The following is a 13,572-nucleotide window of genomic DNA, read 5'->3' as shown; positions in this document are numbered from 1 at the left end:
TTTAACCAGTCGATTGTAACCGAGTTAAATTTTTCGTTGCATTTTTAATTTAAAGCAAGCACACTGATTGAAATGCAAACTCATCGTACCAGTCTTAGTTCGTCAACTAGGGAGAATAATAATGTTATATAAAAGCGATTCCTTTGAAGTTAGCTTCCTGAAGGAAAACATCGCCGAGTTTAAGTTTTGTGTTGCAGGTTCTGTAAACACACTATCTCAAAAAACTCTTTCAGATTGCGCAGCAGCATTAAAAGAATTAGCCGCCAATACTGATATCAAAGGCATGATTTTTACCAGTGATAAAGACCACTTTATTATTGGTGCCGATATCTTCGAATTTTTACCTACATTTACTAAACCTGAAGAAGAATTAGTAGTGTGGATCAAAAACGCAACCGACGTTTTTGATGCAATTGAAGATTTACCATTCCCAACTCTAAGCGCTATAAACGGTATGGCACTTGGCGGTGGTTGTGAGTGGGCACTTGCTACCGATTATCGTGTGGCAAGCGAAACAGCTAAAATGGGCCTACCAGAAGTTAAACTTGGCATAATGCCAGGGTTTGGTGGCACAGTGCGCTTACCACGTATCATTGGCGCCGATAACGCGATGATGTGGATTACCTCAGGCGCAGAAAACCGCGCAGCAGATGCCCTTAAAGTAGGTGCGTTTGACGCGGTAGTTAGTGCTGACAAACTTCTAGAGTCAAGTGTATCAACACTTGAACTGGCGATTGCTGGCAAGCTAGATTGGCAAGCAAAACGCAACGTAAAACTACAGCCACTTAAATTAAACCGTGTTGAGCAAGGCATGAGCTTTGCTATGGCAGAAGGTATGGTAATGGGTAAAACCAAAGGCCACTATCCTGCACCGGTTATGGCTGTACGTACTATTAAAGCAGCGGCAAACTGTACTCGCGATGAGGCAATGGCAATCGAAAACGCTAACTTTGCTAAATTAGCACGTACACCAGAAGCAGCAGCACAAACTGGTATATTCCTAGCTGATCAATACATTAAAGGTAAAGCACGTAAATTTGCTAAGCACAGCGATGTAGAAATTAAACAAGCCGCTGTATTAGGTGCTGGTATTATGGGTGGCGGTATTGCATACCAGTCTGCTTACAAAGGCACACCTATTATAATGAAAGACATCCAACAAGATGCGCTTGATTTAGGTATGGGTGAAGCATCTAAATTGTTAGGTGCAAAAGTTAAGCGTGGCCACATGCCAATGGAAAAAATGTTGGCAACACTTAGCAAAATTAAACCAACACTTAACGAGTCAGACCTACAAAGTGCCAACATCATTGTTGAAGCCGTTGTAGAAAACCCTAAAGTTAAGCAAGCAGTACTCGCTGATCTTGAAAAGAACATGCCAGAAGGCACTGTACTTACTTCAAATACATCGACTATTTGTATTGATTTACTAGCACAAGCGCTAGATAAGCCAGAAAACTTCTGTGGTATGCACTTTTTCAACCCTGTGCCAAAAATGCCATTAGTAGAAATTATCCGTGGTGCAAAAACCTCAGATAAAACAATTAATGCAGTAGTTGATTACGCGCTTAAATTAGGTAAATCGCCAATTGTTGTTAACGATTGCCCAGGCTTTTTTGTAAACCGTGTTTTATTCCCTTACTTTGCAGGTTTTAGCAAATTAGTGGTTGAAGGCGCTAACTTTGCAAAAGTAGATAAAGTAATGGAAAACGTATTTGGCTGGCCTATGGGTCCGGCTTACCTACTTGATGTTGTAGGTATTGATACAGCGTTCCATTGTACTGGCGTAATGGCTGACGGTTTCCCTGAGCGTATGGCGCGTGCTGATAAAGACCCTGTGACTATTTTTGCCAACGAAAAACGTTTTGGACAAAAGAACAAAGCCGGTTTTTACAAATACGAAACAGATCGTCGCGGTCGTCTTAAAAAGTCTCATGACGAGACAGCAATTGAGCTACTAAGCCCAATCACAGACGCACCAAAAGAATTTGATAAACAAGAAATCATCGACCGTTGTATGATTCCAATGATTAACGAAGTGCTACTGTGTTTGCAAGAAGGCATTGTTGCCTCGCCGCAAGAAGCAGATATGGCATTAGTTTACGGTGTTGGTTTCCCTCCATTTAGAGGCGGCGCGTTCCGTTACTTAGATCAAACTGGTTTAGCTAACTTTGTTGCAGCAGCAGACAAATACGCTCACCTAGGTGCGATTTACCAAGTATCTGAACAAACTCGCAAGTGGGCCGAAGAAGGTCGTGTTTTCTATAAGGTGGAAGGTTAATATCATGAATAATCCAGTAATTGTAGATTGTATCCGCACACCAATGGGTCGCTCTAAAAGTGGTGTATTCAAACATAAACGTGCAGAAGACTTAAGCGCACATTTAATGAAAGGCTTACTAGATCGCAACCCTGCAGTTGATCCAGCATCAATTGACGATATTTATTGGGGTTGTGTACAGCAAACATTAGAGCAAGGCTTTAACGTAGCACGTAACGCATCATTGCTTGCCGGTATTCCGCACAGCGTTCCTGCTGTTACGGTTAACCGTTTATGTGGCTCTTCTATGCAAGCATTGCATGACGCAGCACGCGCAATAATGACAGGCGCTGGCGACACTTACCTAATTGGTGGTGTTGAGCACATGGGTCACGTACCTATGACTCACGGCAACGACTTTCACCCAGGCTTAGCAACATCAATTGCACAAGCGTCTGGCTCTATGGGCTTAACAGCAGAATACCTTGCAACGCTTCATGGCATTAGCCGTGAGCAACAAGATGAATTTGCTTACCGTTCACATCAACGTGCACAAGCTGCAACTGTTGAAGGCCGCTTCCGTCGCGAAATTTTAGCAATGGAAGGTCACGATGCAGATGGTTCGCTTATCTTAGTTGAAGACGACGAAGTAATTCGCCCAGAAACAACAGTAGAAGGTCTATCAAAGCTTCGCCCAGTATTTAATCCTGCATCAGGTACGGTAACAGCCGGTACTTCTTCAGCACTTTCTGACGGCGCATCTGCAATGTTAGTAATGAGCGAAGAAAAAGCAAAAGAACTTGGTTTACCAATTCGTGCGCGCATTAAAGCAATGGCAGTCGCTGGTTGCGATCCATCAATTATGGGTTACGGCCCAGTACCAGCAAGTAAAAAAGCACTTGCTCAAGCCGGTATTACAATTGATGACCTAGGCGTAGTAGAACTTAATGAAGCCTTTGCAGCACAATCATTACCTGTAATGAAAGATTTAGGGTTAATGGATGTTGTTGACGAAAAAGTGAATTTAAATGGCGGCGCAATCGCACTTGGTCACCCACTGGGTTGTTCGGGTTCGCGTATTAGCACATCGCTTATTCACTTAATGGAAGACAAAAATGTACGATACGGTTTAGCAACTATGTGTATTGGTTTAGGCCAAGGCATTGCAACTGTATTTGAACGTGTTCAAGACTAATTAGTTTAAACATGTAAAACCATCTTGGTGATTAAAAAGGCGAACTGATTTTATTCAGTTCGCCTTTTTTATTAGCTTCAATTTATAAAACGTCCCTTTATCAAACAAGCATGTAACAGCGTAATTATGTGATCGGGCGTATTATTAAATAAAGCATTTTGAAACTGCTAAAAGCATTAAGTAAAATAGTTAAATTACACATAAAATTGCGTTAAACTGCCAAACTTATTAATTGCTATACCTAAGCACTCGCGTACACAGCAATCACTTTAATTAAACAGGCCAATTTATTATGAGCTTTGATAATCCCGATCACCAATTAGATGCCATAGGCCTTCGCTGCCCAGAGCCAGTAATGATGGTACGTGCTGCTATTCGTAAAATGAATGACGGTGAAACGTTATTAATAACTGCTGATGACCCGTCAACCACTCGCGATATTCCGAGCTTTTGTACGTTTATGGATCACACGCTGGTGGCTAAAGATGCAGAAGAAGCACCGTATAGATATGTGGTTAAGAAAGGGCTGTAATTACAGACTTATTTTAATGAATTGCTTATTTTTGTCACTCCGATACTCTTGTTCTACTTTCGGCAACGCTTCATCAAAGCTAGTCTCGTTACTTATATCACTATGATAAATTAATACATCTAAAAACACCTTGCAAAGCTCTTGGCACATGTATTTAGCATAATCGCTTTTATAAGTATCGTGTGTAGAAATATTTCTAATAATACGCGCGGAGTGTAATAGCAATCCCTCATCTCGATTTATGCTTTTGCAGCACCTTAAAATTGCACTTTTTGCCGTATTTTTTTCCTTAACCCCTTTTTTACCAACACCCTCTTTCGGCACACCTTTTGGTTTCTCTTTTTTATTCAATAATTCAATAACAGTCCAAAGTTCATTCAGTAAGTACATGTTATTAAAACCATTAGCAGCTGTTAGATAGTTGCAAGTAGTGTCAATTATTTTTTTCGCATATTTTAGTTTATACAATTTGCGTTCTAAAATAATGCTTTCTGATAAAATTTTATTAGAAATATTTGAGTAAGAAATTAACCATGGTGGCTTGGAAACGAAGTCTGGTTCAATATACTCTCTTACTTCTTCACCACTACTTTTAATATGCAAAGTATGTAACTTACCAAGCCCAAAAGGATTGAGAGATTTTTCATCTTCTAAGCTAAAAATATTTTTTGTATATAACAAACTCCATATAGCTATTTTAGTTAATAAGAATTGATGTGCTTTATGGAAGGCTATATCAGGTGAACCTGCATCTAAATATATAAGTACTTTTTTATAGCCATCTCCTTCTATTCTTCTAAATTTTTCTGGATATAGATTAACAAAACTGAATTTATACCCTTCAACAGTATCGCTCTATTGGAAAGTCCTCCGGAATGTTTATAGCTGTTAAATAACAATAACTAATAATCCCAATTTCTAAATTTTCGAATTTATCTTTAATATCCTGATCTAATTGTTCAAAGCAACTACATTGAACCCTTTTATGTATGTAATCTATTAATACATCCTCAATTAAATTCGATAAACAATACGATGGAACTTCTTTATCCGTGTCATAAAAAGCAGCTATTACACTAGCAGCTACTTTTAAATTTTTTCCACTATACTTTCCATCATAGATTGGTGTAGCTTTTTTAGCCCAATCTAAAACCAAAGCCTCTATATCTGATTTGCTCTCTCGCTCTATCGCTTTCAATTTAATCATTAAAAATTCCTTTTAGATAAGACTACGATACTAAAATATAATAGTCTCCGAAAAAGCTTTAAACACAAAAAAAGGTAGCGAACTTACTTCTTCGTTATCGTCACTTGTGGCTTATCGTAGTCACTGTACTCAATACTTACTATGTACGTGCCTTTTATTGCTGGTGTGAAACTAAAGTAGTTATAAATAGTATTACAGTCTGCGATAGCTGGCCGGCCGAGTGTTAGGCTTTGCCCCTCTGGTTGTGCGTCGCTATAACCACAGTTATAACCTTCACTAAAATCGGCATCGGCTATTTTAAATTCGTACACTTTACCTGGGGTCGAAAATTTAACTTGTGCTTGATAAAGCGCAGGGCCAACTGGCGCAAACTGATACTGGGGTTCTGCATCCCACAATGTAAAGTCGCCACGTAAGTAAATTGTGCGGTCAAGCTCTTGCTGTGGCAATACATCGTTAATCGAAATTTGGCTTGTACAGGCAGTAAGTAAACCAGCAATTGCTAAGGTTAAAATTCGTTTCATAGAAATCATCAATGGGTATCCTTTGCATACAGTGAAAACTAAAAAGCCAGCAAAACGCTGGCTTTTAAAATTGCTAATCGGTGTTATTTTTGTAAAACAGAAATATCTGCAATACCTAAAAACAATCCGCTTAACTGGCTTAATAGCGCAAGACGATTTTGCTTAACAGCTTCATCGTCGGCCATAACCATTACGTTGTCAAAAAAGTTATCAACACTTTCACGAATACCCGCCAATTGGCTTAATGCTTCTTGGTAGTTTCCATCTGCGTAAAGTGGTGCAAGGTCAGTGGCAAATTTTGCTACTTGTGATGCCAATACTTTTTCGGCGTCGTCGCTTAATAAGCTCTCATCAACACTACCTTGGCTGGTAATATCGTTTTTAGCCAGAATGTTACCTACACGCTTATTAGCTGCTGCAAGCGCTTCTGCTGCGTCTAATGTACGGAAGTGGCTTACGGCTTTAACACGGCGGTCAAAATCAACAGGTTTAGTCGGACGACGTGCAAGCACTGCTTGAATTACGTCTACTTCAATACCTTCGTCTTGATACCAAGCACGGAAGCGCCCTAGCATAAACTCAAATACGTCAGTTGATACATTTAAGTTAGTTAACTTATCGCCAAACAATGTTTGCGATTTAGCTACTAGGTCTAAAATATCAAGTGGTAGTTCTTTTTCTACCATGATGCGCAGTGCACCAATAGCAGCACGACGAAGAGCAAATGGGTCTTTGTCACCTTTAGGTGCTTGGCCTATACCAAAAATACCCACCAGCGTGTCAAACTTATCAGCAATCGCTACTGCGCAGCTAATTAAGTTTGTTGGTAAGTTATCTCCTGCAAAGCGTGGCATGTACTGCTCGTTTTGCGCTACGGCTACATCTTCGGCTTCACCATCGTGGCGAGCGTAATGCATTCCCATTACACCTTGCACGTCGGTAAATTCCATAACCATTTCAGTCATTAGGTCAGTTTTACTTAATAAGCCTGCACGCTGTGCTAGGTCTTTATCAGCACCTAATTGCTCAGCAATATAACCTGCAAGTTCACTAATGCGCTCAGACTTATCTTTAAGCGTACCAAGTTGCTTTTGGAACAATACGCTATCAAGCGACTCTAATCGGCTTTCTAGGGTTTTCTTTTTATCTGTTTCAAAGAAGAACTGTGCATCGGCTAAACGCGGGCGCACTACTTTTTCGTTACCAGAAATAACCACACTTGGATCTTTACTTTCGATGTTAGATACAAACAAAAACTTATTTAAAAGTTTGCCGTTTTGATCTAATAACGGGAAATATTTTTGATCGTCTTTCATGGTGTAAATTAACGCTTCGGCTGGTACATCTAAAAATGCTTCTTCAAATGTTGCCGTTAAAGTAACTGGCCACTCTACAAGTGATGTTACTTCTTCTAGTAAATCTTCATCCATTGCAACAACAGCGTTAACTGCGCTTGCAGCCTCTTCTATTTGTGCTCGAATTTGCGCTTTACGTTGCTCGTAATCAGCAATAACGTAAGCAGATTTAAGTACGTCAAAAACGTCATCTGCATGGTTAATGCTAATTTTTTCTGGGTGATGAAAACGATGACCCTGAAGCTGGTTAGTTATTTGCTTACCAAGAATTTCGCCTTCAAGTAGCTCATCACCAAATAAAATAGTTACTGTATGCACAGGGCGAATAAATTGTGTTTTATTCGCGCCCCAACGCATTGGTTTAGGGATTGGTAATTTACTTAATGCTTTTGTGATTGCATCTGTCATTAGGGTTTTAGTTTCTTGCCCTGCTACTTTAGCAATGTGCAATAACCAAGCGCCTTTATCAGTTTCAAGTGTTTGTGCGTCTTTTACTTCAATACCACAACCACGTGCCCAACCCATTGCTGCTTTTGTTGGGTTACCTTCGCTGTCAAACGCTGCCTTTGTTGCTGGGCCACGCTTTTCAACTTCTTTGTCTTGTTGTTTAGCTTCAAGCGCTTTTACTTGTAAACCTAAACGACGAGGCGATGCATACCAGCTTACGCCTTGGTGTGCTAATTCTAATGTTTCTAGCTCTTGAGTTAAGTTTGCAGCAAAGGCTTCTGCTAATTTACGCAGTGCTTTTGGTGGTAACTCTTCAGTGCCAATTTCTACTAATAAATTTTGTGCTGACATTTTACTTATCCTTACACAGCGGGAAACCAAGCGCTTCACGTTTGTCATAGTAACTTTGTGCACACGCTTTTGATAACGCACGAACGCGTAAAATATAACGCTGACGTTCGGTTACCGAAATTGCGTGGCGTGCGTCTAGTAAGTTAAATGCGTGCGATGCTTTCATTACTTGCTCGTATGCAGGTAGTGGTAAGTTAGCTTCAATTAACTTTTGGCTTTCTGCTTCACACTTATCAAACTGTGCAAATAAGTCTTCTACGTTTGCATGTTCAAAATTATAAGTAGATTGCTCTACTTCATTTTGATGGAACACGTCGCCGTATGTTACGCGCCCTAGTGGACCGTCAGCCCATACTAGGTCGTAAATGCTATCTACGCCTTGAATGTACATTGCTAAACGCTCTAGGCCGTAAGTAATTTCGCCTGTTACTGGTGAGCACTCTAAGCCGCCCACTTGTTGAAAGTAGGTAAACTGCGTTACTTCCATGCCGTTTAACCAAATTTCCCATCCCAAGCCCCATGCGCCTAGCGTAGGTGATTCCCAGTTATCTTCTACAAAGCGAACTTCGTGAGTAAGGGTATCGATACCCATTGCCGCTAATGAGCCTAAGTAAAGCTCTTGGATGTTATCTGGTGATGGCTTTAAAACTACTTGGAATTGGTAGTAATGTTGTAGGCGATTTGGGTTTTCACCATAGCGGCCATCCGTAGGACGACGACAAGGCTGAACGTACGCGCTCGACATTGGCTCTGGACCAATAGACTTTAAAAATGTTTGCGGGTGAAATGTCCCGGCGCCCACTTCCATATCAAGTGGTTGAATAATGACACAGCCTTGCTGCGCCCAATAATCCTGTAAAGCCAGGATCAAACCTTGAAAGGTTTTTACGTCATATTTTTGCATATTTGGCTTTTTACTATCTAAGAAGTAGCGTGAAAATTACCCTTAGTATACCGTGTGTACACTCAGGTTTTAAGCAGTTTGTGTAATTGAAAAAATAAAAAAGGAGCCATTAGGCTCCTTTTTCGGTGTAAGTAATATTTTTACACGTCTAGATTAACTACGCGTAGAGCGTTAGTTTCGATAAACTCTCTACGAGGCTCTACTTGATCACCCATTAAGGTGGCAAATAATTGATCCGCGCCAACAGCATCTTCAATCGTTACTTGTAACATACGACGGGCACTAGGATCCATTGTCGTTTCCCAAAGCTGGCTTGGGTTCATTTCACCCAGTCCTTTATAGCGTTGAATGTAGATCCCGCGCTTAGATTCTGTGATCAACCATTCCAAAGCATCCACAAAGTTATCAACAGGTTTTGTTTTCTCACCACGTTGAATATAAGCACCTTCTTTTAGGATGTTTGCAATGTTAGTACCAGTCACAGCAATGCGTTGGTAGTCACGTGATGCAATAAAGTCATAATGAAGTACATGTGCTTTATCAACACCGTGCTGACGAATATTCACAACCGGGTAATACATATTACGCTCAGCGTCAAACTCTGTGCCTGCATGGAAAATAGTTGCATCTTCATCACGTGCAATCAAGTCATCAACTAACTCTTTTGTCCAAGCAATTACTTTAGCTTCGTCAGAAAGGTCATCAGTTTTCAACTCTGTTTGGTAGATTAAGCGTTCCATTACCGTGTTAGGATATTTACGCTTTAAACGCTCAATAACTTTAACTGTATTTTGGTAATCGTGAACGACTTTCTCTAGCGCTTCACCTTCTAGCGCAGAAGCATCTGCACTTGGATATAAAGCAGCATTATTAAGTGCAAGCGACGTTAAGTACTCTACTAATGCTGGATCATCTTTAATATAACGCTCTTGCTTACCTTTTTTCACTTTATAAAGTGGTGGTTGAGCAATATAAATATAACCGCGTTCTACAATTTCAGGCATTTGACGATAGAAGAATGTTAGTAGTAACGTACGAATGTGAGAACCATCCACGTCCGCATCGGTCATGATGATGATACGGTGATAACGTAATTTCTCAGGGTTATATTCGTCACGACCAATACCACACCCTAATGCAGTAATTAGTGTTGCTACTTCTTGCGAAGATAGCATTTTATCAAAACGTGCTTTTTCTACGTTTAATATTTTACCTTTAAGCGGAAGAATAGCTTGGTTTTTACGGTTACGTCCCTGCTTGGCTGATCCGCCAGCAGAGTCCCCTTCCACTATATATAGTTCAGATTGTGCTGGGTCTTTTTCTTGGCAATCAGCTAGCTTACCTGGTAAGCCTGCTAAGTCCATTGCACCTTTACGTCGTGTCATTTCACGGGCTTTACGCGCCGCTTCACGTGCACGTGAGGCATCAATAATCTTACCTACAACAATTTTGGCATCAGTTGGGTTTTCTAGTAAAAACTCAGTGAATTTTTCAGCCATTGCTTGTTCAACCGCAGATTTAACTTCACTTGATACTAGCTTGTCTTTAGTTTGTGATGAGAACTTAGGATCAGGAACTTTAACACTAACAACAGCCGTTAAGCCTTCACGGGCATCATCACCGGTAGCATTGCTGGTTGTTTTAGCTTTTTTGTTAAAGCCTTCTTTTTCCATGTAGTTATTAAGTGTACGTGTTAGCGCTGATCTAAAACCGGCTAAGTGAGTACCACCATCACGTTGTGGAATATTATTTGTGAAACAGTAAATGTTTTCTTGGTATGCATCATTCCACTGCATTGATACTTCAACACTAATACCATCTTCTTCACGTTCGTGAGTAAAATGGAACACACCTTTATGTATAGGTGTTTTATTACGGTTTAAGTATTCTACGAAAGCTTGAATACCACCTTCATATTTAAAGTGGTCAGATTTATTTTCTTCACGCTCATCATTTAAGATGATGCTCACACCTGAGTTTAGGAATGAAAGCTCGCGTAAACGCTTAGCTAAAATGTCGTAATGAAAATCTAAATTTGTGAATGTTTCAGCGCTTGGCCAAAAACGTAATTCTGTACCAGTTGTTTCCGAGTCACCAATTACAGCTAAAGGTGCATCTGGAACACCCATAGTATAAAACTGCTCATGAAGCTTTCCTTCACGACGAACAGTCAGTTTTAGTTTTTCTGAAAGTGCATTTACAACAGAAACACCAACACCGTGTAAGCCACCTGATACTTTATAAGAGTTATCATCAAACTTACCACCGGCATGAAGTACCGTCATAATAACTTCGGCTGCAGATACGCCTTCTTCTTCATGGATAGAAGTTGGGATACCACGACCGTTATCTCGAACTGAGACAGAACCGTCTAAGTGAATCGTTACATAAATATCATCACAATGACCTGCTAAGGCTTCATCGATCGAGTTATCAACGACCTCAAACACCATGTGGTGTAAGCCTGTGCCATCATCGGTGTCCCCAATATACATTCCAGGACGCTTTCTTACTGCGTCTAATCCTTTAAGTACTTTAATACTCGACGAGTCATAATTCTCAGACATGGTTAATCCCACTTATCTTGTTATTAGGTTGCCATGTTTCACGTGGAACATTTGTAGTTCTCGTTGCATGGGTTCCACCACAGCAGAAATACTTTCAGATAAAATTGAAGAGATAAAAATTTGAGAACTACAGTGAGCAAGTAATTGTCCCACTTTCTCTTTTGTATCTTCGCCTAATTCTGAAGGTAGATCATCTATTAGCAATATAGATTGCTTATCTGTCTCTGACTCAATTAAGCTATTTTGCGTAACTTTCAACGCATACAATAATAGCTTCAATTGACCGCGTGAGAATGTATTCTCCACACTGTTGCCAGCGACACTAAAACTAAAATCGGCCTTATGAGGGCCTTTACTTGTAAACCCTTGGCGAGCATCTCGCTCAAAGTTTTGCTCTAACGCATCTGCAAGAGATTCAGTCTCTTTCCAGCCTGCGCTAAAGGTCATTTCTAAATCACGTACAAGCGTCAATTCTGCACACATTTTATCAAAAAATTGCTGCTTAAACCTACTTATATACGCCAATCTTAATTTATTTATTTCTTCAGCCAGTCTAACAAATTCTTTGTCCCAAAACTTAATTTGGTCAAAATAATTCTTGGGCTTAGTTTTTAATAATGCATTACGTTGTTTAAGTACTTTATTAAATGATTGCCACAAAAAAAAGAACTCATGTTCCACGTGGAACAAACCTAAATCTAAAAACTTTCTGCGCTCTTTAGGTCCACCAAAAAACAAAGAATAACTCTCTGGTGTGATAACTTGTACAGGCATAAGTTGAGCGAGTTCTGATATCTTACGGCTCGCCTTACCTTGAATTTTTAAATTGGTCTCACCCGTTTGCGTTTTACTAATACCAATTGGAATTGATAAATCGTGTATTGTTTTACGACCGTGAATTACAAATTGCTCTTGCTGGTGCGTAATAATACTTTTGTGTTTTGGAGTACGAAAAGATTTGCCATGAGAAAGGTAATATATAGCCTCTAAAAGGCTGGTTTTTCCGCTGCCATTTTCACCATAAATTATATTAACGCCGTTGACTGGTTCTAGCGTCAGCGCCTCAATATTACGAAAATATTTGAGGCTCAAATGACTTAAGCTCATTATGTATTTATAGTCTTATAAACGCATAGGCATAACAACGTACATTGCTTCTTCATCGCCTGCACCTTCAATTAATGCACTGCTGTTTGAGTCGGCTAATGTAAATAGTACGTCTTCTGTTTTTAATGTGTTTAGTACATCTAATACGTAAGACACGTTGAATCCTATTTCTAGGTCCGCGCCTTCGTAACTTACTTCAACAACTTCTTCAGCTTGTTCTTGCTCTGGGTTATTGGCAGTAATTTTTAATAAACCGTTTGATAGGTTTAAGCGTACACCACGAAATTTTTCATTCGATAAAATAGACACTCGTTGAAACGCATTTCGTAACCATTCTCGGTTAGCTGTAATTACTTTGTCGCCACCACGTGGTAATACACGACGGTAATCAGGAAAGCGTCCATCAACTAGCTTACTTGTAAATGTAAACTCAATATCAATAATACGGATATGGTTAGCACCAAACTGAATTGTTACCAATTCGTCGTCAGCTACCATAAGGCGCATAATTTCTTGCACACCTTTGCGAGGTATAATTAATTGACGTTGAGTGTTAAGCGATTGCGTTAATTGCTTTTGTGCAATAGCTAAACGGTGACCATCTGTTGCTACTGTTTTTATGTCTGTATTATCTACTTCAAAAGACATACCGTTTAAGTAATAACGTACGTCTTGATTCGCCATCGAAAAATGTGTGCTTTCAAGTAACTTACGAAGCTCTAAACGAGTTAGTTGAAATTCAACCTCACCATCCCACTGCTCTAAATTAGGAAAATCATCAGCTGATAAAGTCGTTAATGAAAAACGGCTTTTACCACTGGTTAAAAGTAATTGGTGCTCTTGCAAGCTTAAAGTAATGTCTGAACCGTCTGGTAGACTTTTACAAATATCGAGTAACTTTTTAGCGGGTAACGTTAGTTTTGTATCGGCAATATCATCACCTACAAATACGCCAGAAACTAATTCAATTTCAAGGTCAGTACCCGTCATTGAAAGTTGTCCGTTTTCTACCACTAACAAAACGTTAGATAAGATTGGTAGCGTGTGTTTGCGCTCTATTGCACCCGACACTTGCACCAATGGCTTTAAAAATTGTTGTCTTGATATTGTTATTTGCATAATA

The 13,572-nt window shown here is 39.8% G+C and carries 11 protein-coding genes; 3 read left to right on the top strand and 8 right to left on the bottom strand.

The features are described from left to right. Positions 1-121 precede the first annotated feature (121 nt). The 3 genes from fadB (at position 122) to tusA (ending at position 3,987) form a co-directional block, all read left to right on the top strand. Positions 122-2,281 (top strand): fatty acid oxidation complex subunit alpha FadB, encoded by a 2,160-nt coding sequence (gene fadB, locus H5157_RS17915; protein WP_138489862.1) that lies wholly within the window; start codon positions 122-124, stop codon positions 2,279-2,281. Positions 2,282-2,285: 4 nt separating this feature from the next. Then, complete coding sequence (gene fadA / locus H5157_RS17910) at positions 2,286-3,455, top strand: acetyl-CoA C-acyltransferase FadA (RefSeq protein WP_024597185.1); 1,170 nt, start codon at positions 2,286-2,288, stop codon at positions 3,453-3,455. A 292-nt stretch (positions 3,456-3,747) separates the two neighbouring features. After that, entirely contained in the window at positions 3,748-3,987 is a 240-nt protein-coding gene (gene tusA / locus H5157_RS17905; RefSeq protein ID WP_004335190.1) for a sulfurtransferase TusA, read from the top strand. Here the strand turns inward: tusA and H5157_RS17900 are convergent, their stop codons facing one another. The 8 genes from H5157_RS17900 to dnaN all read right to left on the bottom strand — a co-directional run bounded on the left by H5157_RS17900 (position 3,988) and on the right by dnaN (position 13,568). Further along, the gene (locus H5157_RS17900) at positions 3,988-4,668 is read right to left on the bottom strand and encodes a hypothetical protein (RefSeq protein ID WP_182725193.1); all 681 of its coding nucleotides are present in this window, start codon (positions 4,666-4,668) and stop codon (positions 3,988-3,990) included. A 160-nt stretch (positions 4,669-4,828) separates the two neighbouring features. Beyond that, the gene (locus H5157_RS17895; RefSeq protein ID WP_182725192.1) at positions 4,829-5,194 is read right to left on the bottom strand and encodes a hypothetical protein; all 366 of its coding nucleotides are present in this window, start codon (positions 5,192-5,194) and stop codon (positions 4,829-4,831) included. A gap of 83 nt (positions 5,195-5,277) precedes the next feature. After that, positions 5,278-5,727, bottom strand: coding sequence for a hypothetical protein (locus tag H5157_RS17890; RefSeq protein WP_182725191.1), 450 nt, complete (start codon positions 5,725-5,727; stop codon positions 5,278-5,280). 74 nt (positions 5,728-5,801) lie between these two features. Beyond that, entirely contained in the window at positions 5,802-7,871 is a 2,070-nt protein-coding gene (gene glyS, locus H5157_RS17885; protein ID WP_024597184.1) for a glycine--tRNA ligase subunit beta, read from the bottom strand. Position 7,872: 1 nt separating this feature from the next. Continuing rightward, positions 7,873-8,775 carry a glycine--tRNA ligase subunit alpha gene (glyQ, locus tag H5157_RS17880; RefSeq protein ID WP_004335201.1) on the bottom strand — a complete coding sequence of 301 codons (903 nt, stop codon included), beginning with the start codon at positions 8,773-8,775 and terminating at the stop codon, positions 7,873-7,875. A 140-nt stretch (positions 8,776-8,915) separates the two neighbouring features. Continuing rightward, positions 8,916-11,342: a DNA topoisomerase (ATP-hydrolyzing) subunit B gene (gene gyrB / locus H5157_RS17875; RefSeq protein ID WP_024597183.1), complete on the bottom strand. Its 2,427-nt coding sequence runs from the start codon at positions 11,340-11,342 to the stop codon at positions 8,916-8,918. 12 nt (positions 11,343-11,354) lie between these two features. After that, on the bottom strand, positions 11,355-12,449 hold the full coding sequence (gene recF / locus H5157_RS17870; protein WP_182725190.1) for a DNA replication/repair protein RecF: 1,095 nt from the start codon (positions 12,447-12,449) through the stop codon (positions 11,355-11,357). Between the two features lie 15 nt (positions 12,450-12,464). After that, on the bottom strand, positions 12,465-13,568 hold the full coding sequence (gene dnaN, locus H5157_RS17865; protein WP_004335206.1) for a DNA polymerase III subunit beta: 1,104 nt from the start codon (positions 13,566-13,568) through the stop codon (positions 12,465-12,467). Positions 13,569-13,572 lie beyond the last annotated feature (4 nt).

The organism is Pseudoalteromonas sp. SG43-3, assembly GCF_014164385.1.
GTDB classification, from domain to species: domain Bacteria; phylum Pseudomonadota; class Gammaproteobacteria; order Enterobacterales; family Alteromonadaceae; genus Pseudoalteromonas; species Pseudoalteromonas distincta.
The sequence above is the reverse complement of the archived record's forward strand: the minus strand, read 5'-3'. Positions and strand labels throughout refer to the sequence as shown.